Genomic DNA, 21,462 nt, shown 5'->3' on the forward strand with positions numbered 1-21,462 from the left:
TTAGTTATTATGGAATGGCAAAATAAACTTACGCAATTACTGGGTGTTACTTACCCGGTAATACAGGCACCCATGCTGGGGGTAACCTCTCCGGCTATGGTGGCCGCAATAAGCAATGCAGGCGGATTGGGCTCATTACCTGTAGGCGGGTTTTCGCCAGAGAAAACCCGGCAGTTGATACAGGAAGTAAAAAGCCTTACTGATAAGCCATATAGCGTAAATCTCTTTGCCCACGATGTTCCTGACATTGATAGTGTACAGGCAGAAGCAATGCGGAGTTATCTTAATACACTGATTGACAAGAACGGTTTACACGCTGAAGTTCCCGATTTAGAAAGCCTTAAATTCTATACTTATAAAGAGCAGATTGCTATTCTAACAGAGGAAAATGTACCCATAGTAAGCTTTACATTCGGAATACCGGACGACGGTTCTTTAACTAAAATGAAACAACACGGCATTATACTCATTGGTACTGCAACGTGTACCGAAGAAGCAATACTGTTAGCCGAAAAAAATGTTGATGCCATAGTGCTTCAGGGTATTGAAGCAGGCGGACATCGCGGTAGCTTTATACCCGGCGATGTACCTCAGGTAGGATTGATGGCACTTGTACCCATGGCCCGCAAGGCAGTAAATATACCACTCATAGCATCGGGATCTATTAATTCTGGTGAAACGGTTAAAGCAGCTTTTGCTTTAGGAGCATTAGCTGTACAAATAGGCACCGCCTTTATTTCTGCCAACGAAAGCCTTGCTATACCAGCATACAAACAAGCACTTGCTACAGCAAAAGATACCGACACCATACTTACACGTGCATTTTCCGGAAGGTGGGCACGCGGTATAAAAAACGACTTTATAGATAAAGTTGAGTCAACAGGTCTGGACATCCCTCCCTACCCTATACAAAATAGCCTTACAGGCACATTAAGGGCTGAAGCTCAAAAAAAAGATAACGGACAGCTTACAAATCTTTGGTCGGGACAGGCCGCGGCCTTATCTGCAGACAAGCTTCCGTCTGCCGATATTTTTAATAAGATTATAAGTGAAACAGAGAGTTTGTAATCGCTATTATAAAACTAAAGCCACGAATTTCACAAATCTACACTAATCGATTAGTGGTAATTAGTGAAATTCGTGGCTTTATTATTGTCACCAATCCCTCAACTCCAATAAAAAACCCCTGATAATTTCAGGGGTTAGTTGTATTATGCTTTTGCAACTGTAGGATTGTTAAGCTTATGCGTAAGTTCAGGAGAAATCGCGGCACGCTCAAATTTAAGTTTACCTGCCATAGTTTCGATAACTATTGTGGTATCACCTATTTCTGCAAGCCTGCCATGTATGCCGCTCTTGGTTATAACCTTGTCGCCAACTTTTAAAGCTGCTTCAAATTCTTTTTCCTGTTTAGCCTTTTTTTGTTGCGGCCTTATCATAAAGAAATAAAACACGATAACAACAAGGATAAGGGGTAAAAAACTTTGTAATTGTTCCATTATATAAATATTAGTGTGCAGCAGGCGCTACTGTGCCTATGCCTTTAGATTCTATGTTAGCTTTAAAACTTACAACTTCGTTGCCTTTTTCGGTATTTACAGTAAGGGTAACCGTTTTAGAAACCTCACCACTTTTACCTGTAGAGTCAAACACAACGTGTACTTCTCCTGTTTTACCGGGAGCCACAGGCTCTTTAGTATAATCAGGCACAGTACAGCCGCAGCTGGCTTTAGCATCTGTAATAAGCAGGTCTGCCGTACCTTCATTAGTAAATTTATAAGTATGCTCTGCTTTAACACCTTGCTGGATAGTGCCAAAGTCAAATTCAGCATTATCAAACTTTATAATTGCAAGTTTACCTGAGTCAGCATGGGCAAGTTCAGCTTTTTTTGCTGTAGCGTCGTCAATTGTAAGGGCTGCATTTTCTTTTTTGCATGAAGCCATTACTAAAGATACCATGGCAAGCATGGCCACTGATTTTTTAATCATAACTATAAAAATGTTTTTAATTGGTATTACATTAATCCCCTGCCTGCTTTTACCATCTTATTATTTTCATGGTAATCCTTAACAAGGTTATCTAAAATTCCGTTGATAAAGATACTGCTTTTTGGTGTACTGTACTCCTTGGCAATTTCAAGATATTCGTTAATAGTAACCTTTACCGGTATCGACGGAAATTTCAGGAATTCGCAAATAGCCATCTTAAGTATAATGGCATCCAGCTCAGCAATACGGTCAGAATCCCAGTTAGGTGTCTTATCTATAAATTCTTTTGCAAGCTCGTTGTCATTCAGTATTGTTTTACGGAACAGGTCGCGCACAAAATCTTTATCTTCAAAATCCTTATATATCCTTGGCACCGAAAAAGAATCGCGGCCTTCCGGCGAAAGCACCTTAAGCTGCTTGCTTATAAGCGTGTTTACTACCGGGATATCATCTACCCAGGTAAGTTTATAATCTTCAAGGTATTCATACAACTTTTCGTTAGGGGCTATAACCTCGTCAAAAAGATTAGCAATAAACGCACGGTCTTCGTCGTAATTGCTTTTTTCTGTTTTCATATACTCCTTATAAAGGTCGCTGCTTTTAACGGCCTCTAAAAGTATAAGTACATAATCGTCGTTACGCTTCCAGTTGTCAATTTTGTTTTCAGCAAGGGCAATACTAAGCGGATTGCTTTCGGCAAGCAATTGCAGTATCTGGTTGTTGATAAACTTTTTGTTTGGGTTACGCTCCTGTGCAGTAGCCAGGTGTTTTTTCTGAGATTTTTCGATAAAATCTTCTTCAACGCTCCTTAGCTCTACAAGAGCCGACACCACTATAAGGTAGAGGTCACGGATGTTTTCAATACTTTGGAACAGGAATTTTTCTTCCTTGTCCATATTGTCTGAATTATTTTGGTGCATGGCATAAATACTTTGCATCACCTTAACACGAATATGTCTCCTGTTTAACATCCGGATATAAGAACTTTAAAATTAAACGAGGCGAAAGCATTATCGCTTTCGCCCCGCAAAATTAAGAATAATATCTTTTTCAGCTAATTATTTAGCAATTTCTTTTTTTCGGTCGTCAATACGCTTTTGGGCAATCTGCATTGCAGCCTGCTGCGTAGTTATTCCGCTGCTTTCGGCAACGTGAAAAATTTCAAGCGTAGTGTTGTAAATATTCTCAGTCCTTTTCAGGGCTTCTTCTTTACCGTAACCCGCTATTTCGCCATATACATTAATAATACCACCGGCATTAATAAGGAAATCCGGAGCATAAGAAATGCCTTTATCCATAAGTATCTTACCGTGTACTTCTTCAACCGCAAGCTGGTTGTTAGCCGCACCTGCAATAACTTTAGCCTTTATTTTATTAATAGTAGCATCGTTAATGGTAGCGCCAAGGGCACATGGGGCATAAATATCTACATCGGCACTGTAAAGATCATCTCCTGTAAATAGCTGCACGCCATATTTAGCCGCTACCTCGTGCATACGGTCTTCGTTAATATCGCTTATTTGTACAAGTGCGCCCTCTTTAGCAAGGTAGCTGATAAGGGTTTCGCCTACATGGCCTGTACCCTGCACTAATATTTTTTTACCCTCAAGGTTATTAGACCCAAACTGGTGCATTGCTGCAGCTTTCATACCCATATATACACCATATGCTGTTACAGGGCTTGGGTTGCCAGAGCCTCCCCTGCTTTCTGAAATACCGGTAACGTGTGGTGTAACATCGCGAATAAGATCCATGTCGGCTGTTGTACTGCCCACATCTTCTGCGGTAATATATTTACCACTAAGTGAGTTAACAAACTCTCCAAAACGTGTTATAAGTTCAGGAGTCTTATCTGTTGCGGCATTGCCTATTATTACTGCCTTACCTCCTCCAAGGTTAAGGCCTGATATTGCCGACTTGTATGTCATCCCTCTCGAAAGCCTTAAAACATCGTTAAGAGCCTCCCATTCGTTAGCATACTTCCACATACGGGTACCGCCCAGTGCAGGCCCCAAAACTGTGTTATGTATGCCAATTATTGCTTTTAAACCAGTATCTTTGTCATGGCAAAATACAACCTGCTCATGATCGTTAAAAGAGGGTTGGCCAAACACCGGGTCAACCTTGGTAAGCTCATTGGCTTTAACAACTTCTGCTATCATAATATTATTTTTTAAATTTGAAAGATAATTCAAAAACCTGACACAAATTTATACATTTTCTTGTTACAGGGCTGAAAAATGAGCATTTTTTGTATTTTCCATAAAAGTTAAGGAAATCCATAAAGGATACTTAATAACGATTATTAAACAAATTTAACAGTAAGCTTAAGGTAATTTTACCTTACCAAAACATACAATGAAAGAATTACAGTATTTAAACAAATATTTTGTAAAATATAAATTTCAATTTCTTTTAGGAATTGTAATAACCATAGCGGCGCAAATATTTTCGTTATTCACTCCTAAGTACATTGGGAGTGCTGTTACAGCCATAGAAAAGTTTACAAAAGGTCAAATTAGTGCAGATGCCGTGCGTAGCGAACTTCTTACCGTTATACTACTAATTGTAGGAACAACCCTTGTAGGAGGTATACTTACTTTTTTTATGAGGCAAACACTTATCGTAATGTCTCGCCACATAGAATTTGAACTCAAGAACGAAGTATTTCGCCATTACGAGAACCTGTCGCAAAGCTTTTACAAACGCAACCGCACCGGCGACCTTATGAACCGCATTAGCGAAGATGTAAACAAAGTACGCCAGTATGTAGGGCCGGCTATTATGTACTCACTCAACACAATAATAGGCTTTGTTGTTATCCTTACCCAGATGACGCTAATATCGCCAAAACTTACCTTATATACTATACTACCGCTACCATTACTGGCTTACAGTATATTTTGGGTTAGCCGCGAAATAAACCGCCGCAGCACACTTACACAGCAAAATCTTTCATCGCTGGCTACCTACTCCCAGGAAATGTTTTCAGGCATACGCGTTACAAAGGCTTATGCACTTGAGACACAAAAAGAAGAAGATTTTACAGCGCTGTCCCGCGAAAGTAAATCACGCAACATGAGCCTGGCTAAAATCAGCGCGCTCTTTGGCCCGTTAATGATATTACTTATAGGGCTTAGCAACCTTGTGGTAATACTTGTAGGCGGCACCATGTATATAAACGGCACCATTGCAGATATTGGTACCATTGCAGAGTTTATACTTTATATAAACAAACTTACCTGGCCGGTAGCATCATTAGGATGGATATCGAGCATGGTACAGGAGGCTGAAGTTTCGCAAAAGCGTATTAATGAGTTCTTAAAAACCCTGCCGGAAATTCGTAACGAACACCCTGAGCATACACCTATTTTAGGCAATATAGTTTTCGACAACGTAAGCTTTACGTATGAGGATACTAACATTACAGCATTGCATGATGTTTCTTTCACACTAAATAAAGGTGAAACCCTTGCCATACTGGGTCGTACAGGCAGCGGTAAAAGTACTATACTGTCTTTAATAAGCAGGCTTTATGACACCAGCAGTGGTAATGTAACAGTAGATGGCGAAAATGTAAAAGACCTTAACCTGTATGACCTGCGCGGCGGTATAGGGTATGTACCGCAAGATGCGTTCCTGTTTAGCGATAGTATAAAAAACAACATTAAGTTTGGGAAAGAAGATGCCACACAGGAAGAAATTGTATCGGTAGCTAAAAAAGCAGCAGTACACCATAATATAGAAGGCTTTACCCATCAGTACGAAACCATACTTGGCGAACGTGGTATTACACTTTCGGGTGGGCAAAAACAACGTGTATCTATAGCGCGTGCCATGATTAAAGACGCACCTATACTATTGCTGGATGATTGCCTCTCTGCAGTAGATACAGAAACCGAGGAAACAATACTGAACAACCTGCGCGACTTTTGCCGCGATAAAACCACAATTATTGTAAGTCACCGGGTATCATCTGCCAAGAATGCTGACAAAATAATAATACTTGAAGACGGAAAAATAGTAGAACAAGGCACTCACAATCAATTGATAAACCATAACGGATATTATAAAGAACTGTACCTGCTGCAATTATCAGAAAAAGAATTGCAGTAATTAGTTGGATAATTAAGATTTTTTTTAGATTTTTGGTAACTACATAAACCAATCTAAATGTACACAGGATTATGAGAGAAAATGATATGCTGGAAAAGGAAGAGATCTTTTCTAAAGTTTTGAGGGCAGGCAGAAGAACCTACTTTTTTGATGTGAGGGCCACTAAGGCAGATGATTACTATATAACCATTACTGAAAGTAAGAAATTTACTGAAGAAGATGGGTCTTTCCATTTTAAAAAACATAAAATTTACCTGTACAAAGAAGACTTTACAGCATTTAAAGATATTCTTGACGAGATGACCGGTTATGTTTTAAACAACAAAGGCGAAGAAGTAATTTCTGAAAGGCATCAAAAAGACTTCAGGAAATTATTTGGCGAGAGAGCCGAAGATGCTGTTCCTGCAGAAAGCTATACTGACATTAATTTTGACGATATATAATAATAAAGCCCTCAAAAAGGGCTTTATTTATTTCTACAAACAGGCTACTTAAAGCTAAGCCGATATTTATAAATTATACTTTGTCGTCTTTTCGGCATATTTATAAGTATACCTGTAATACATATCAAAATCAGGAGCAGCATTAAAAACAGATAAATTATTCCGTTAAAGCTAAGGTCAGGAAAATTGGTTAATAAGAAAAACAATGTGCTCATTAGCGTAAGCACCGAAAGGCTAAGGCTAAATAGTTTCATAATCTTTGTGTTTGTATTAATTCCTGCAAATACCAATAGAAAAGTACAAGAGCACTTCTTACATAATATTTATTTTAGCACTTTTAAGTCCTAAAATAATAAACGGATAATTTCTCATCCTGTATCGAACCTCTATAAAGCTACAAAAAATATTTAACCCGCTAAATTAAATTACTGGTTATTAATTGTTAAGACCTGCTTTTATAAATAAAAGTCATTGTGAAAATTTTATTTAGATAGCCATCTATACAAGCTAAATCTTTTTCGGCAATATTAGTTGCAGTGAGTTCGTTGTTGGTAATGTAGTACTTACCAGCTTCTGTACTTGCTTTTCCCTTGCCGGTAAAACGAATGTTAGATACGGTTACGCGGTACTTACCCTCGGCAACTTCAATTTCAAAGTCAAAATTGTATTCAGATTTCAATATTTTAGACGTTTCCGGGCAAGAGCTGCCTACACCTGTAGCCGTTCCCTTATATAACGGACCTTTTTCTGAAATAATTTTGAGGCGTGAGTGGCGCTGTATGATTGCCGGAATATTAGTTTCGCTTGTTATAAAAACATTTTCCCACAGAAGCTTACCTCCTACAGCAGAAAAGCCCGTAGATTGTGCATTGCCAATTATAGCAAATAGGAATAACGCAATTATAAACGCCTTTTTTTTCATTTGTTATTTTCGTTCTGGAATAAAACAAAGATATATCTTTTTATCTCTGTAAAAACAGGTTACAGTTTATATTTAAGTACAAAATCTGTTACAACATTATACAGAATCTCTTAAAAGGATTCTAAAGAATGCTCTTCCATATTTCAAGTTTTTTATCAAAACTCATAGTTGCATTGGCACCACTTGGTGAAGGAAGCACTGTATATTCAATACCCTCTACCCTGCCCACATACTTATCATAATATGCAGCTGCATTTTTACTGGAGAAAAACACCTTCTTAATATTAGGATACTCCTTGTAAAATTTAGTAAAATCGTTAGCTACTTCATTTTTTATATTACTATCCAGGCTCCCCTCTCGTTCGCAGTATTCTAATACATCCCATAATGCAATATGGTTATTTTTTAGCAAAGCTTTTTTATCATCATAATTATGGGTCATTTCCCTTCCGAAAATCGTAAATAACAACTTCCAGAACTGGTTGCCACGATTTCCATAATATTCTTGTAACTCAAGGGATTTTTCTCCGGGCATGGTACCCAATATAAGCATAGTACAACTGGTATCTACAATAGGTGCAAAAGCTTTTTTCATAATAAAAACATAAGGATAACTAACCGTATAAGTAATGTATTACACTGATAGTTAAACAATTGTTAGCGCGGTTTGATTTATGATTTCATTGTGATTAGCGGCTTGTACCATTATATAACTTTGGGTAACAAGCATAAGCTAAAATATCAAAAATAACTTAATTATTACTAAGATGGCTACAACAAAAACCACATCAAGAACTACAAAAAGTACTGCTGCTAAGAGCGCAGCATCTAAAACAACTGCTGCCAAAGCTACAGCCGCTAAAACTGCAACTGCAATAACAGCAAGAGGCATTGTAAAAGCAAAATCTACTGCTGCCGAAGGCCTTAAAGAACTGTTTATTGACTGCCTTAAAGATATTTACTGGGCAGAAAAAGCACTGACTAAAGCCCTGCCAAAAATGGCTAAGAATGCTACCACACAAAATCTTATAGATGGCCTTACGGCTCATCTTACAGAAACTGAAGAACAGATAGCAAGGCTGGAGCAAGTATTTGAAATCGTTGGCAAAAAAGCTGTAGCTAAGAAATGCGAAGCTATGGACGGGCTTATTAAAGAAGGCCAGGACATTATGGAAAGTACTGAGCCGGGTCCTGTGCGCGATGCCGGTATTATTGCCGCATCACAAAAAATAGAGCACTATGAGATTGCTACCTATGGTACCATCATTGCCTTTGCAAAAACACTAGGCATGGACGATGTAGCCGATATTCTGCATGTAACACTTGAAGAAGAAAAGGCAGCCGACATAACACTTACAGAAGCAGCTTACAATACCATAAACTTTGATGCTGCTGAAGCAGATGATAGTGAAATGGAGTAATTGATCAGCAGCATTTGTCAGAAGACGGGGTTTTTATTAAAGCCCCGTTTTTTTGTTTGACAAAAACCCCGTACTGTTAAACCATTGTAATGGGGCTAACTATTCCGTATATTTGTAGTAAAAGCTATCAGAATGAAATTTCAGGTTGTATCAGATTATAAACCTACCGGCGACCAGCCCGGTGCCATAAAACAGCTTACAGAAGGTATTAATGCCGGTGAGCCGTTCCAGACGTTACTGGGTGTAACAGGATCGGGTAAAACCTTTACGGTTGCTAATGTAATACAGGAAGTGCAAAAGCCTACCCTGGTGCTTGCGCATAACAAAACGCTGGCGGCACAGCTGTATTCAGAATTTAAACAGTTTTTCCCTAATAATGCGGTAGAGTACTTTGTATCTTACTACGACTACTACCAGCCGGAAGCTTATATTCCGGTAACGGGAACCTATATAGAAAAAGACCTTTCCATAAACGAGGAGCTGGAAAAGATGCGTCTTAGCACCACCTCTTCGCTGCTTTCAGGCCGCAGAGATGTGTTGGTCGTAGCATCGGTTTCATGCCTGTATGGTATTGGTAACCCGGTAGAATTTCAAAAAAACGTGGTATCCATTCATAGTGGCCAGATACTTAGCCGCACCAAGCTGCTGCATAAACTTGTACAGAGCCTTTATGCCCGTACCGAAGCCGACTTTACGCCCGGTACCTTTCGCATTAAGGGAGACATCGTAGAGGTTTTTCCAAGTTATGGTGATGAACCATTCCGTATCCACTTTTTTGGCGATGAAATCGAGGAGATTGAGGCTTTCGATAAAGTAACCTCATTAGTCATTGAAAAATATGACCAGCTGAATATTTATCCGGCTAACATGTTTGTAACCAGTCCGGATGTACTTCAGGGTGCAATATGGGAGATACAACAAGATCTTGTAAAACAAGTAGATTATTTTAAAGAAATAGGCAAACACCTTGAGGGCAAGCGCCTTGAAGAGCGTACTAATTTCGACCTTGAAATGATACGCGAGTTGGGCTATTGTTCCGGTATCGAGAACTACTCACGCTACCTGGACCGCAGGCTGCCCGGTACACGCCCGTTCTGCCTGCTCGATTATTTCCCTAAAGACTTCCTTATGGTAATCGACGAAAGTCACGTTACCGTTAGCCAGGTACATGCCATGTATGGCGGCGACCGTTCGCGCAAAGAGAACCTTGTAGAATATGGCTTTCGTCTGCCTGCTGCTATGGATAACCGCCCGCTGAAGTTTGAGGAATTCGAGGCTTTGCAAAACCAGGTAGTATATGTTAGTGCCACCCCGGCTGATTACGAACTACAAAAAAGCGGTGGCGTTTATGTAGAACAGGTAATACGCCCCACAGGGCTGCTTGACCCTGTTATAGAAGTGCGCCCAAGCCTTAACCAGATTGACGACCTTATAGACGAAATACAGCAACGTGTAGAACTTGACGAACGTACACTTGTTACCACCCTTACAAAGCGTATGGCCGAAGAACTGGCTAAGTACCTTACTAAAGTTTCCATCCGTTGCCGTTACATACACAGTGAGGTAGATACGCTGGAGCGTGTAGAAATAATGCAGGACCTGCGTAAAGGATTGTTTGATGTGCTTATAGGTGTTAACCTGCTGCGTGAAGGACTCGACCTGCCGGAGGTTTCGTTGGTTGCAATACTGGATGCCGATAAGGAAGGTTTTCTGCGCAATACACGATCGCTGGTACAGACCGTAGGCCGCGCCGCGCGTAACGTAAATGGTAAGGCTATTTTATATGCTGATAAAGTAACAGACAGTATGCAGCGTACTATTGATGACACTGCCTACCGCCGCGAAAAACAGCATAACTATAACATTGCCAATGGTAAGGTACCTATGGCACTGAATAAAGAAATCAGTAAAAATTCACTTGGTAAAAGCAATGCCTATAAACTGGAACACACGCCAAAAGTTGCTGCTGAACCAGACACAACATACATGGCTAAAGGCGATATAGAAAAAATCATCCGCGAGAAACGCAAGTCTATGGAGAAAGCTGCCAAGGAACTTGACTTTTTACAGGCCGCTAAACTAAGGGATGAGATTAAGGTGCTGCAAGAGAAGGTTTGATAAATTACTTTAATTCTAATTTCACAAAACCATGAATACCCTCGCCTACTTCGAGATACAAGCTACAGATGTACCAAAAGCCAAAGTATTTTATGAAGCGGTTTTTGGCTGGAACTTTGTAAAGGAAGAAAGCTTCCCGATAGAATATTACCGTATTGAAACCGAAAATATGTTTGGTGGGCTGTTAAAGCGTTTTGCTCCTACCCCAGCCTTAGGAGGTGGAACCAATGCCTTTACCTGCTCAATACAGGTGGAGAACTTTGACGCCAAGGCAAAGATAATTTTAGATAACGGCGGCATCGTGGCCATGGATAAATTTGCCGTAGCGGGACGTTGCTGGCAGGGTTATTTTATAGATGTAGATAATAATGTATTTGGGATTTTTGAGGTAGATGAAGATGCGAAATAAAAACACAAATTACATTAACTTATACTAAAATTTGGAAATTAGTGACTGAATATAAAAAGAGAGCCGGATGAAAAATCATCCGGCTCTCTTACTATGTGTTTGTTTTAGTGGTTATCCTAAAACTTCTTTTACTTTTTTGCCTATTTCTGCAGGAGAGTCAACAACGTGGATACCGTTCTCTCTCATGATGCGTTTTTTAGCTTCAGCTGTATCATCAGCTCCACCAACAATTGCACCTGCGTGACCCATTGTACGGCCTTTAGGAGCAGTTTCACCAGCGATAAAGCCAATTACAGGCTTGCGGTTACCGTCAGCTTTAACCCATTTAGCAGCATCAGCTTCAAGCTGTCCACCAATTTCACCTATCATGATGATAGCTTCAGTTTCAGGGTCATTCATAAGTAGTTCAACAGCTTCTTTAGTAGTAGTACCAATAATTGGGTCACCACCAATACCAATAGCTGTAGTAATACCAAGACCTTGTTTTACAACCTGGTCAGCAGCCTCATAAGTAAGAGTACCTGATTTAGATACAATACCTACTTTACCTTTTTTGAATACGAAGCCCGGCATGATACCTACCTTAGCCTCTTCCGGAGTAATAACACCCGGACAGTTAGGACCTATAAGGCGACAGTCTTTACCCTGAATATAATCATAAGCTTTAATCATATCTGCTACAGGAATACCTTCAGTAATAGCAATAATTACTTTAATACCTGCTTCAGCAGCTTCCATAATAGCATCTGCAGCAAATGCAGGCGGAACGAAGATAATAGAAGTATCTGCACCTGCTATATCTACAGCGTCTTTTACAGTATTAAAAACGGGCTTGTCCAGGTGAGTAGAACCACCTTTACCTGGTGTAACACCACCTACCACGTTAGTACCATATTCGATCATCTGGGTAGCATGGAAGGTACCTTCGCTTCCTGTAAAACCCTGTACAATTATTTTGGAATCTTTATTAACTAAAACACTCATGATATATTGATATTTTTTTTAATTCAATTTTGCGTTACAAAAATAGCTTTTTAAGCAATACGCCCGAAGCTTTTTTTGATATTTGTATACCTAATTCTGCAAGAAAATATTACTTAATTTCTTTAACTTCCTTATAAGGATAAATGGTGTAAAACATCTGTAATTGCCAGTCAGGATATTTACTGCCTATTCTTTCTTTTAAACGTTCATAATAAAATAATTCTGTAAACGGCATCAGTCCCGTTTCTGCCTCTGCCCATCTGTTAAGCCTGATCTGACATCCGGATGTGCACTTTTGACACTCGTTATCTCCACTAAAATAGGATGATACAATCTTTGTTTTTCCACTTTTCTCCAAACAGATGTAGACATTTGGCGTCTTACCACTATACATTCCTGACGAAAAATAATGTATCCAGTAACCAAACAGATTACTGGCAGGTAATATTAGCCAAAAAACCAAAAGCAATATTGCTGCTATTTTAGGAAACTCTTTTAAAATTACCGGTTTATTTATAACGTGATAGTTAAGTATATATAAAACGACAATAAGACAAATGTTCCACCCCCATATTATGTAGTTACTATTGAGACCAAAGGGACCTAAGACTAATAATATACAAATGTGCATAAATATAAGTGCCAATGCAGGCCATCTTCTATTTTTATAAAGCAGCAACGCAATTCCGGCTCCAAGTTCAGCCAAAGGAAGTAATAAACCTGAGTAATGTAATACAAGTCCATGCTTACCAATACCTCCAAATTTGAGCAGAAATTGTTTATCCCATGTTGAATATAAAAATGCTCCCCCTATTTTATGAAGACCACTAAAAATATATGTAGATGATAATAGTATACGTAAAATAATAAAAAAATGTTGAGGCCTATCCTTAAAAATAAGATAAAAAAAGGCAATGAATATGTACAGATATTCATAAGGTTGCCAGCGTAATAAATCAAGCAGGCAGGAGCAAAATTCTACAATCAATGCCACTGCCAGCATCCTGTACCATCCTTTGATTATGAAAACTGTGAAACACAACAAAGCAACAATATATAATGAAAGATGTATAAAAGCGGGAATAATATCAAGAAACCTTATGATAGCTACAGTTGGTAAAGATCTTTCTGCAATCCAGGCGTTAAATGATATAAGTTTTGTAATGACCCAAAAAAAGCAGATAACCTTCATAAGAATTACCTGCTTTTTATAATCGCTAAAATTTGTAATTAGCATAATATTACTATTCTATAAAGCTCATTACATAGCCCCGAAGTAATTTATTGTTCTCAACCTTCCACATTGCTAGCGATCTCGAATATAGCTTTTCTTCGGTAGGTGTATCTAAAGGGTTGATATAATGGTCATATTTAACCGATACATTATTGCCCTCTGTAATAATTTCCCTCACATCAATCCGCGAACCCGCATTCATCTTTGCAAGCTGCTGCATCATGATAAGGATTTCCTTTTTGCTGAACTCCATATACCCACGCGTGCTAGTCCACTCTACACTAAACTGCGGATGCAGGTGTTCCTGTAGCTTATCAGCATCTGGAATATCTTTATAGTAAGCCAAAACAACATCGCCTGCGCTCATGATTATTTCAGTTTTTGTAATATTTCAGGAATACGTTTTACATAAGCCATATCTTTCAGCTTCTCGCGCGATTCCTCTGCCGGAGAACCAAAATATACCTTACCGCCCGGCAATGATTTTGCCACACCGGTTTGTGCCAGTATTACCGCCTTAGTACCTATGGTTATGGCACTGGTAACACCTACCTGTCCCCACATAGTAACTTCATCTTCTACTACTACGCAGCCTGCAATACCGGTTTGCGATGCTATCAGGCATTTTTTGCCAATGACAGTGTCATGCCCTATGTGTACCTGATTGTCTATCTTAGTACCTGCACCTATAGTGGTGTCTCCGGTAACGCCTTTGTCTATAGTACAGGCGGCACCTATGCCCACATTATCTTCAATAACTACACGTCCGCCAGATAGTAACTGGTCAAAACCTTCGGGGCGTTTTTTGTAATAAAAAGCATCACCACCTAAAATAGTGCCCGCATGAATTATTACGTTATCGCCTATAACGGTATTGTCATATATGGCTACATTACTGTGAATAAGGCAGTTTTTACCAATAGTAACATTATTACCCACAAAGGTATTGGGCTGTATGACTGTACCCTCGCCTACTTTTGCCGTTGGTGCAATAGAAACATTAGCCTGTAAAAATGGCCTGAAGTGCCTTGTAAGTGCATTGAAATCTCTGAAAGGATCGTCAGATATTAGCAGGGCTTTACCATCCGGGCAATCTACTTCTTTGTTTATCAACACTATTGTTGCTGCAGATTGCAGTGCCTTATCATAATATTTTGGGTGGTCTACAAACACGATATCGCCTGGTTCTACAACATGAATTTCATTCATGCCATGTACTTCAAAATCATCGGCACCTACATATTCGCAGTCAATTAATGCCGCAATATCTTTTAGCGCCTGTATTTGGGGAAATTTCATAGTAAGATCTGATTAAAGTTCGGCATGAAGCCTTAATGAAAAAATATTTACAAGACCATTTCTGTCTTTATTATAGCCCGGGTTCATTACAAACTCATAACCACCTGTAAGATAGAGATTATTATTGAGTTGGGCAGCATAATAAAATTCTGTTGCACTTTCTATGGCATAGTTAAGTTTACCATCGCCCAGCATAAATCCGTATCCGCCAGAAGCCAGATAATCTTTATGCGGGTCAGAAATTCCGGAAGCAACTACCGCTAATCCGGCCGTGTCCTGTTTACGGTTCCAGAGGGTTCCTTTTTCGCTTACGCCAAGGCTAATGCTTTCGTCAATTTCTGTAAATGCCCAGGTTTGCGTATACCCGTCATTCCAGCTTGCCCTGAAAAATGCGCCCATATCATCCGTAATTTCCTGTTCGGCATTAAGGCCAAAACCATACTTTTTATTACCATACTGCTGCACATCCTCTATAACCGGCGCTGATGGATTTAAGGCTATTGCCTCGCGATAATTTCCCATCTTGCCATTGGTTACAAAACCAAGTACTCTTATTGTACCGGGCTTGCCAAACATAGTATAGTGCCGTGCATATTCAAGGGTAACAGAGTTTGCTTTGCCCATGCTCCAGTTTACAGGAAGTCCATTAGCTACTTCGGGCAATAACGAAAAAGCAAGACGCCACTCATTAACCGGGGTTACATATTGTAGTATGGCACTGGGAATATAGCCACGAGTGTTGGCCGGGTAATCCCATGCGCCGTTGCTCATAAGCCCCCAGTTCATAAACTGTGTACGGGGATCATGGCTGTAGGTATTTTGGTCAAAAAAGTCGGAAAGGCAAACCTTACCGACTGTTATGCCAATATATTTTTCGGGTATTTGTCCGGCAAGCTGGTTTTGGTCGCTTTCCTGCGCAATTGTATTGCCATTAAGGGCAAACAATTGGGTAAAATACAACCTCGCCAGGTATATCTTTGGAGATGTACTGCCCACCCTAAAGGTTTCACCGTTAGGCGCATCACCAAGCCCTAAAACTTTACTGAGGCCGGAGCCACCTGCCATTTCGGGATTAATGTAAACACTCGCCCCTTTCCAGAGGCGTGCTCCTGCAAAAAGCGTAGACGTAACCGAATTAGACTGTTCTTCTTCAGTACTCAGGCTGTTCTGCCCGCTGTAAGGAGCAGAAAAGCCCGGTTTATACTGATATATTATCGTAGTTTGTCCGTGAAAAGAAAAATTTTCTTTTTTAATACTGTCATTGGTTTGCGCTTTCATGCTTAACCCAGTTAAAGAAAGCAGCAGGGCGGCGGCGGTAACCGGTTTCACCTTGTATAAGTATTATTTAACGCGCTCCATGTAAGCACCGGTAGCAGTATCGATCTTGATCTTATCGCCTTCGTTAATAAAAAGCGGTACGTTTACAGATGCTCCTGTTTCTACTTTTGCAGGCTTGGTAGCATTAGTTGCAGTGTTACCTTTAACACCCGGCTCTGCATAAGTAACTTCAAGTACTACAGATGCTGGCATATCTACAGATAATGGCGCATCAGTTTCAGCATTGATGATAACCATAACCGTTTCTCCTTCTTTTAAAAGATCTGGCGCATCAAGGATATCCCTGTGTAGCGATATTTGCTCGTATGTTTCAGAGTGCATAAAGTGAAACTGGTCACCCTCAGGATAAAGAAACTGGAACTTGTGTGTTTCTACCCTTACATCGTCAATTTTGTGGCCCGCAGAAAAAGTATTATCAAGTACTTTTCCGTTTGTAAGGCTCTTAAGTTTTGTACGAACGAAAGCTGGGCCTTTACCCGGCTTAACGTGAAGGAATTCGATAATTTTATAAATGTCGTGGTTGAACTTAATGCACAAACCGTTGCGGATATCTGACGTACTGGCCATTTTATTAGTTTATTTGTTTATTTCTATGTTTATACGGTAATCTGGTTATAAGGAATCTGTACATCCGGCTAAGTGCTGCCCCGAATCACAGAATCGGCACATGACCAAACTAACAATACTAGGAAATTCCTGTATATCCTTTCATGATACCCCTTGATGAGTTACGGATGAAAAGCAATATCTCATCCCTCTCCGGTGTAGCTTCCATTTCAGCTTCAATAAAGCTTACTGCCTGGGTAGTATTATAATTTCTTTGGTACAGTATCCTGTAAATTTCCTGTATCTCACGAATTTTTTCAGGTGTAAAACCGCGCCTTCTTAAGCCTACCGAGTTAATACCCACATAACTAAGCGGTTCTTTTGCCGCCTTGGTAAACGGAGGTACATCTTTACGTAGTAATGAGCCACCAGAAATCATGGCGTGCGCACCTACACTTATAAACTGGTGTACCGCAGAAAGTCCGCCAATGATGGCATAGTCTCCTATGGTAACATGGCCGCCAAGCAACACGCCATTTACAATAATGGCATTATCGCCTATATGGCAATCGTGCGCTACGTGTGCAGCTGCCATAATAAGGCAGTTTTTGCCAATTACGGTTTTGCCCGATGCCACAGTGCCCCGGTTGATGGTTACACACTCGCGTATTGTAGTATTATCTCCAATGATGGCAAGAGAATCTTCACCACCAAATTTAAGGTCCTGCGGAACGGCAGAGATAACCGCACCGGGAAATATATTACAGTTCTTGCCTATACGGGCACCTTCCATAATGGTAACGTTAGAACCTATCCAGGTTCCTTCGCCTATCTCCACATTGTTATGGATGGTTGTAAAAGGCTCAATCACTACATTTTTAGCGATTTTAGCGCCCGGATGCACATATGCTAAGGGTTGATTCATAGTCGTTTTTTTAACTGTTTTTGGCTATTTGCGCCATTAGTTCGGCCTCAGCCACAAGTTTTCCGTTAGCATAAGCATTTGCCTGCATATGGCATATACCACGGCGTATAGGTGTTATCAGTTCACATTTAAATACCAGGGTATCGCCCGGCAGCACTTTTTGTTTAAACTTTACATTATCCATCTTCATAAAATAAGTAAGATAATTTTCAGGATCAGGTACAGTACTAAGTACAAGTATACCTCCCGTTTGTGCCATTGCCTCTACAATAAGAACACCCGGCATTACCGGTGCCCCGGGAAAATGTCCCACAAAGAAGTTCTCATTCATGGTAACATTCTTAAGGCCTACCACATGCGTACTGCTCATTTCAAGTATCCTGTCTACTAATAAGAACGGAGGCCTGTGCGGCAGCATTGCCATAATTTTATGGATGTCCATAAGAGGCTCTTTGTGCAGGTCATACACCGGCACCTGGTTGCGCTGCTCTGTTTTTATAATTTTGGAAAGCTTTTTAGCAAACTGGGTATTTACAAAATGCCCCGGCTTGTTAGCTATAACTTTGCCCCTTATGCGCGTACCTATAAGTGCAAGATCGCCAATAACATCAAGTAGTTTATGACGTGCAGCCTCATTAGGATGATGCAGGGTAAGGTTATCAAGTATACCATTTGGTTTAACGGTTATGCTCTCTTTACCAAATGCAGTTTTAAGGTTCTCCATTGTTTCGGCAGATATTTCTTTATCTACATAAACAATAGCATTATTAAGGTCGCCACCTTTTATAAGCCCATGCTCTAAAAGTGCTTCAAGCTCATGAAGGAAACTAAACGTACGCGAATCAGCTATTTCAGATTTAAAATCGGCTATATTTTTTAGTGTTGCATTTTGTGTGCCCAGTACTTTAGTACCAAAATCTACCATTGTAGTTATCTGGTAATCGTCTGCCGGCATTACAATAATTTCGCTGCCTGTGTTTTCGTCAGTATACGATATTACTTCCTTAACCACATACACTTTGCGCTCTGCATCCTGCTCTTCTACACCTACGGTTTCAATAGCTTCTACAAAAAACTTAGAAGACCCATCCATAATAGGCGGTTCGCTGGCATCAAGTTCAATAATCACATTATCTACATCGCAGCCTACAAAAGCAGCAAGAACGTGTTCTGAAGTTTGTATTTTAACACCTTTTTTCTCAAGGTTAGTACCACGCTGGGTATTAACTACATAAGTGGCATCAGCTTCTACAACAGGCTGGCCTTCTAAATCTACCCTTACAAAAGTAAACCCGTTGTTTACGGGTGCAGGCTTAAAGGTCATTGTTACTTCTTTGCCTGTGTGGAGGCCCACTCCCTTTAATGAAATCTCACTTTTGATTGTGGTTTGTTTCACCATTATATATTTCTCTTTAATATTGATTAGTCTTTACTTACTTTTTTAAGCTCTTCCAGCTCGTGCACGATTTTTGGAAGGTTCCTGAAATGCACATACGATTTACTAAAATCGTTATAATGCATTGAAGGGCTACCCTGTATTATATCGCCGTCAGGAATACTTTTACCCACACCGCTTTGCGCCTGTATGCGCACACCGTTGCCTATGGTTATGTGGCCTACAATACCTACCTGTCCGCCTATGATGCAGTTATTACCTATCTTGGTAGAACCTGCCACACCGGTTTGCGAAGCAATAACTGTATTTTCGCCAATAACAACATTATGGGCAATTTGTATCTGGTTATCCAGCTTTACGCCTTTTTTAATAACGGTAGACCCCATTGTGGCCCTGTCTATAGTAGTACAAGAACCTATGTCTACATTATCTTCTATAATAACGTTGCCTATTTGCGGTATTTTGCTGTACACACCGTTTTCATCCGGTGCAAAACCAAAACCGTCAGACCCTACTATAGCACCAGAGTGTATAGTACACCCACTGCCTATTACTGTTTCGCTATACACGCGTACCCCTGCAAATAATATAGTATTGTCTCCAATGGTTACATTATCGCCTACAAAAGTATTAGGATATATTTTTACATTATTACCTATGGTAACATTTTTGCCTACGTAGCAAAAAGCCCCAAGATAAAGGTTATCGCCATAAATAACGTTATCTGACACAAAAGATGGCTGCTCTATACCGCTCTTCATAAGCTTAACCTGGTTATAATATTCCAGTAGCGTAGAGAACGATTTATAAGCATCATCCACTTTAATAAGTGTAGTCGTAAATTCGTTTTCAGGCTCAAAAGTGCGATTAACAATAGTTATTGATGCCTGTGTGGTATATATGTAAGGCTGGTATTTAGGATTAGCCATAAAAGTAACAGCCCCTTCTATCCCCTCCTCTATTTTTGCAAGCTTATATACTTCAGCGTTTGGGTTGCCCACAATTTCGCCATCCAGTATACCTGCTATTTGTTCTGCTGTAAATTTCATCCCGACAAAAATATGAAATTAAATTAAATCGACGCTTCTTCCAAAAGCACTTTTGGAAAACACACATAATACTTAGTTACCGGCTTAGATAATGCTTTAAGATTCAATTGGTCAGATGCCTGAACAACATCAATAAGGCTGCGGTCTTTAAGCATAATATGAATGGGCTCACCCTCCTTATTATAGGCCTGGTTTTTAATTTTACCCTCAAAAACAAAATACTTTGCTTCTTTTTCGGTAATTCCAAGCTTTACTATCGCTTTATCGCGCAGTGCAGCTACCTCTTCGCGCGTTGCCTTTTCAGCACGCAGTTTTATCTTTGGCAAATCGCGGTTAATGATCATCTTACTCAGTTCGCTCAGCACATAATCATCTGCAAACTGCCACGCCTTAATAGCGCTGATAATATCAAAATCGTCAAGCAGGGAAAATTTAGTCAGTACATCTCCGGTAAAATCTTCGCCTTCTATTTTATGATGTAAAAAAAACTGCAACGGCTTGCTGGCTTCCAGCGTAGCTCCCTCATGGGTAAGCTCTTTGGCACGTTTTAGTATTTTTGTAAGTATCAGCTCTGCAGCGACACTGGTTTTATGCAAATAAGCCTGCCAGTACATAAGGCGGCGTGCTACAATAAACTTCTCTACACTGTAAATCCCTTTTTCTTCTATTACAAGCTGGTCGCCCTCAACGTTAAACATCTGAATAAGACGCTCACTATTAATATTACCCTCTGCTACACCGCTGTAAAAACTATCGCGCTTCAGGTAGTCCATACGGTCCATATCCAGTTGGCTGGAAATAAGTTGCAGCATAAACTTGCGGTGGTACTGCCCCCTGAAAATTTGTATTGCCAGGCTTAGTTTGCCTTCAAAGGTTTCGTTAAGGCTGTCCATAAACAATAGCGAAATGTCTTCGTGACTAATACCTTCTACTATACTATGCTCCATGGCGTGGCTAAACGGCCCGTGGCCAATGTCGTGCAGTAATATGGCAATGCTAAGCGCATTTTCTTCGTCCTCGCTTATTTCTACACCTTTAAATCGCAATACCGCTATTGTGCGCTGCATAATGTGCATACAGCCCAGTGCATGGTGAAACCTTGTGTGGTGCGCCCCTGGATATACCAAATATGACATTCCCATTTGCGATATACGGCGAAGCCGCTGAAAATAAGGATGCTGTATAAGGTCGTATATAAGAGGATTTGTTATAGAAATAAACCCGTAAATAGGGTCGTTCAATATTTTTAGCTTATTGATCTGGCTCACTGGAG

The 21,462-nt window shown here is 40.0% G+C and carries 22 protein-coding genes; 6 read left to right on the forward strand and 16 right to left on the reverse strand.

Going from position 1 to position 21,462, the window contains the following annotated elements; all coding sequences use genetic code 11:
* Positions 1–9 precede the first annotated feature (9 nt).
* Entirely contained in the window at positions 10–1,068 is a 1,059-nt protein-coding gene (locus DYH63_RS08335; protein ID WP_116788375.1) for an NAD(P)H-dependent flavin oxidoreductase, read from the forward strand.
* Positions 1,069–1,211: 143 nt separating this feature from the next.
* Here the strand turns inward: DYH63_RS08335 and yajC are convergent, their stop codons facing one another.
* The 4 genes from yajC to DYH63_RS08355 form a co-directional block, all read right to left on the reverse strand.
* Entirely contained in the window at positions 1,212–1,499 is a 288-nt protein-coding gene (gene yajC / locus DYH63_RS08340) for a preprotein translocase subunit YajC (protein WP_116788376.1), read from the reverse strand.
* Between the two features lie 10 nt (positions 1,500–1,509).
* The gene (locus tag DYH63_RS08345; RefSeq protein ID WP_240409082.1) at positions 1,510–1,989 is read right to left on the reverse strand and encodes a DUF1573 domain-containing protein; all 480 of its coding nucleotides are present in this window, start codon (positions 1,987–1,989) and stop codon (positions 1,510–1,512) included.
* A 26-nt stretch (positions 1,990–2,015) separates the two neighbouring features.
* Positions 2,016–2,960, reverse strand: a complete 945-nt coding sequence (gene nusB / locus DYH63_RS08350; protein ID WP_205528290.1) for a transcription antitermination factor NusB — start codon at positions 2,958–2,960, stop codon at positions 2,016–2,018.
* Between the two features lie 87 nt (positions 2,961–3,047).
* Positions 3,048–4,151 carry a Glu/Leu/Phe/Val dehydrogenase dimerization domain-containing protein gene (locus DYH63_RS08355; RefSeq protein WP_116788377.1) on the reverse strand — a complete coding sequence of 368 codons (1,104 nt, stop codon included), beginning with the start codon at positions 4,149–4,151 and terminating at the stop codon, positions 3,048–3,050.
* A 196-nt stretch (positions 4,152–4,347) separates the two neighbouring features.
* Here DYH63_RS08355 and DYH63_RS08360 point away from each other — a divergent pair, with 196 nt between their 5' ends.
* Both DYH63_RS08360 and DYH63_RS08365 read left to right on the forward strand, forming a co-directional pair.
* Positions 4,348–6,105 (forward strand): ABC transporter ATP-binding protein, encoded by a 1,758-nt coding sequence (locus DYH63_RS08360; protein ID WP_116788378.1) that lies wholly within the window; start codon positions 4,348–4,350, stop codon positions 6,103–6,105.
* 71 nt (positions 6,106–6,176) lie between these two features.
* Entirely contained in the window at positions 6,177–6,548 is a 372-nt protein-coding gene (locus DYH63_RS08365) for a PUR family DNA/RNA-binding protein (protein ID WP_116788379.1), read from the forward strand.
* Between the two features lie 442 nt (positions 6,549–6,990).
* On the opposite strand, the gene DYH63_RS08375 is transcribed toward DYH63_RS08365, so the two are convergent.
* Positions 6,991–7,470 (reverse strand): hypothetical protein, encoded by a 480-nt coding sequence (locus tag DYH63_RS08375; protein ID WP_116788381.1) that lies wholly within the window; start codon positions 7,468–7,470, stop codon positions 6,991–6,993.
* 121 nt (positions 7,471–7,591) lie between these two features.
* Positions 7,592–8,065, reverse strand: a complete 474-nt coding sequence (locus tag DYH63_RS08380; RefSeq protein WP_116788382.1) for a DNA-deoxyinosine glycosylase — start codon at positions 8,063–8,065, stop codon at positions 7,592–7,594.
* Between the two features lie 172 nt (positions 8,066–8,237).
* Here DYH63_RS08380 and DYH63_RS08385 point away from each other — a divergent pair, with 172 nt between their 5' ends.
* The 3 genes from DYH63_RS08385 (at position 8,238) to DYH63_RS08395 (ending at position 11,418) form a co-directional block, all read left to right on the forward strand.
* The gene (locus DYH63_RS08385; RefSeq protein ID WP_116788383.1) at positions 8,238–8,891 is read left to right on the forward strand and encodes a YciE/YciF ferroxidase family protein; all 654 of its coding nucleotides are present in this window, start codon (positions 8,238–8,240) and stop codon (positions 8,889–8,891) included.
* A gap of 132 nt (positions 8,892–9,023) precedes the next feature.
* Complete coding sequence (gene uvrB, locus DYH63_RS08390) at positions 9,024–11,009, forward strand: excinuclease ABC subunit UvrB (RefSeq protein ID WP_116788384.1); 1,986 nt, start codon at positions 9,024–9,026, stop codon at positions 11,007–11,009.
* A 31-nt stretch (positions 11,010–11,040) separates the two neighbouring features.
* On the forward strand, positions 11,041–11,418 hold the full coding sequence (locus DYH63_RS08395; protein ID WP_116788385.1) for a VOC family protein: 378 nt from the start codon (positions 11,041–11,043) through the stop codon (positions 11,416–11,418).
* A gap of 111 nt (positions 11,419–11,529) precedes the next feature.
* On the opposite strand, the gene sucD is transcribed toward DYH63_RS08395, so the two are convergent.
* The 10 genes from sucD to DYH63_RS08445 all read right to left on the reverse strand — a co-directional run bounded on the left by sucD (position 11,530) and on the right by DYH63_RS08445 (position 21,457).
* Entirely contained in the window at positions 11,530–12,402 is an 873-nt protein-coding gene (gene sucD, locus DYH63_RS08400) for a succinate--CoA ligase subunit alpha (RefSeq protein ID WP_116788386.1), read from the reverse strand.
* 109 nt (positions 12,403–12,511) lie between these two features.
* Positions 12,512–13,594 (reverse strand): DoxX family protein, encoded by a 1,083-nt coding sequence (locus DYH63_RS08405; RefSeq protein WP_162926964.1) that lies wholly within the window; start codon positions 13,592–13,594, stop codon positions 12,512–12,514.
* Between the two features lie 52 nt (positions 13,595–13,646).
* Positions 13,647–14,003, reverse strand: a complete 357-nt coding sequence (locus DYH63_RS08410) for a hypothetical protein (protein ID WP_116788388.1) — start codon at positions 14,001–14,003, stop codon at positions 13,647–13,649.
* Positions 14,004–14,005: 2 nt separating this feature from the next.
* Entirely contained in the window at positions 14,006–14,935 is a 930-nt protein-coding gene (locus DYH63_RS08415; RefSeq protein ID WP_116788389.1) for a UDP-3-O-(3-hydroxymyristoyl)glucosamine N-acyltransferase, read from the reverse strand.
* A 12-nt stretch (positions 14,936–14,947) separates the two neighbouring features.
* On the reverse strand, positions 14,948–16,213 hold the full coding sequence (locus DYH63_RS08420; protein WP_162926965.1) for a carbohydrate porin: 1,266 nt from the start codon (positions 16,211–16,213) through the stop codon (positions 14,948–14,950).
* Positions 16,214–16,276: 63 nt separating this feature from the next.
* Complete coding sequence (gene efp / locus DYH63_RS08425; protein WP_116788391.1) at positions 16,277–16,840, reverse strand: elongation factor P; 564 nt, start codon at positions 16,838–16,840, stop codon at positions 16,277–16,279.
* 118 nt (positions 16,841–16,958) lie between these two features.
* Entirely contained in the window at positions 16,959–17,744 is a 786-nt protein-coding gene (gene lpxA / locus DYH63_RS08430) for an acyl-ACP--UDP-N-acetylglucosamine O-acyltransferase (RefSeq protein ID WP_116788392.1), read from the reverse strand.
* A gap of 10 nt (positions 17,745–17,754) precedes the next feature.
* Positions 17,755–19,143: a bifunctional UDP-3-O-[3-hydroxymyristoyl] N-acetylglucosamine deacetylase/3-hydroxyacyl-ACP dehydratase gene (locus DYH63_RS08435; RefSeq protein ID WP_116788393.1), complete on the reverse strand. Its 1,389-nt coding sequence runs from the start codon at positions 19,141–19,143 to the stop codon at positions 17,755–17,757.
* Positions 19,144–19,166: 23 nt separating this feature from the next.
* On the reverse strand, positions 19,167–20,189 hold the full coding sequence (lpxD, locus tag DYH63_RS08440; RefSeq protein ID WP_116788394.1) for a UDP-3-O-(3-hydroxymyristoyl)glucosamine N-acyltransferase: 1,023 nt from the start codon (positions 20,187–20,189) through the stop codon (positions 19,167–19,169).
* A gap of 23 nt (positions 20,190–20,212) precedes the next feature.
* Positions 20,213–21,457, reverse strand: a complete 1,245-nt coding sequence (locus tag DYH63_RS08445) for an HD domain-containing protein (protein WP_116788395.1) — start codon at positions 21,455–21,457, stop codon at positions 20,213–20,215.
* Between the last annotated feature and the right edge of the window lie 5 nt (positions 21,458–21,462).

Source organism: Flavobacterium psychrotrophum, from assembly GCF_003403075.1.
GTDB lineage: Bacteria > Bacteroidota > Bacteroidia > Flavobacteriales > Flavobacteriaceae > Flavobacterium > Flavobacterium psychrotrophum.

What these genes read in the sequence shown, in the direction of transcription:
- DYH63_RS08335 (WP_116788375.1), top strand. Translation starts at nt 10, where the DNA reads ATGGAATGGCAAAATAAACTTACGCAATTACTGGGTGTTACTTACCCG.
- yajC (WP_116788376.1), bottom strand. Translation starts at nt 1,499, where the DNA reads ATGGAACAATTACAAAGTTTTTTACCCCTTATCCTTGTTGTTATCGTG.
- DYH63_RS08345 (WP_240409082.1), bottom strand. Translation starts at nt 1,989, where the DNA reads ATGATTAAAAAATCAGTGGCCATGCTTGCCATGGTATCTTTAGTAATG.
- nusB (WP_205528290.1), bottom strand. Translation starts at nt 2,960, where the DNA reads ATGTTAAACAGGAGACATATTCGTGTTAAGGTGATGCAAAGTATTTAT.
- DYH63_RS08355 (WP_116788377.1), bottom strand. Translation starts at nt 4,151, where the DNA reads ATGATAGCAGAAGTTGTTAAAGCCAATGAGCTTACCAAGGTTGACCCG.
- DYH63_RS08360 (WP_116788378.1), top strand. Translation starts at nt 4,348, where the DNA reads ATGAAAGAATTACAGTATTTAAACAAATATTTTGTAAAATATAAATTT.
- DYH63_RS08365 (WP_116788379.1), top strand. Translation starts at nt 6,177, where the DNA reads ATGAGAGAAAATGATATGCTGGAAAAGGAAGAGATCTTTTCTAAAGTT.
- DYH63_RS08375 (WP_116788381.1), bottom strand. Translation starts at nt 7,470, where the DNA reads ATGAAAAAAAAGGCGTTTATAATTGCGTTATTCCTATTTGCTATAATT.
- DYH63_RS08380 (WP_116788382.1), bottom strand. Translation starts at nt 8,065, where the DNA reads ATGAAAAAAGCTTTTGCACCTATTGTAGATACCAGTTGTACTATGCTT.
- DYH63_RS08385 (WP_116788383.1), top strand. Translation starts at nt 8,238, where the DNA reads ATGGCTACAACAAAAACCACATCAAGAACTACAAAAAGTACTGCTGCT.
- uvrB (WP_116788384.1), top strand. Translation starts at nt 9,024, where the DNA reads ATGAAATTTCAGGTTGTATCAGATTATAAACCTACCGGCGACCAGCCC.
- DYH63_RS08395 (WP_116788385.1), top strand. Translation starts at nt 11,041, where the DNA reads ATGAATACCCTCGCCTACTTCGAGATACAAGCTACAGATGTACCAAAA.
- sucD (WP_116788386.1), bottom strand. Translation starts at nt 12,402, where the DNA reads ATGAGTGTTTTAGTTAATAAAGATTCCAAAATAATTGTACAGGGTTTT.
- DYH63_RS08405 (WP_162926964.1), bottom strand. Translation starts at nt 13,594, where the DNA reads ATGAAGGTTATCTGCTTTTTTTGGGTCATTACAAAACTTATATCATTT.
- DYH63_RS08410 (WP_116788388.1), bottom strand. Translation starts at nt 14,003, where the DNA reads ATGAGCGCAGGCGATGTTGTTTTGGCTTACTATAAAGATATTCCAGAT.
- DYH63_RS08415 (WP_116788389.1), bottom strand. Translation starts at nt 14,935, where the DNA reads ATGAAATTTCCCCAAATACAGGCGCTAAAAGATATTGCGGCATTAATT.
- DYH63_RS08420 (WP_162926965.1), bottom strand. Translation starts at nt 16,213, where the DNA reads ATGAAAGCGCAAACCAATGACAGTATTAAAAAAGAAAATTTTTCTTTT.
- efp (WP_116788391.1), bottom strand. Translation starts at nt 16,840, where the DNA reads ATGGCCAGTACGTCAGATATCCGCAACGGTTTGTGCATTAAGTTCAAC.
- lpxA (WP_116788392.1), bottom strand. Translation starts at nt 17,744, where the DNA reads ATGAATCAACCCTTAGCATATGTGCATCCGGGCGCTAAAATCGCTAAA.
- DYH63_RS08435 (WP_116788393.1), bottom strand. Translation starts at nt 19,143, where the DNA reads ATGGTGAAACAAACCACAATCAAAAGTGAGATTTCATTAAAGGGAGTG.
- lpxD (WP_116788394.1), bottom strand. Translation starts at nt 20,189, where the DNA reads ATGAAATTTACAGCAGAACAAATAGCAGGTATACTGGATGGCGAAATT.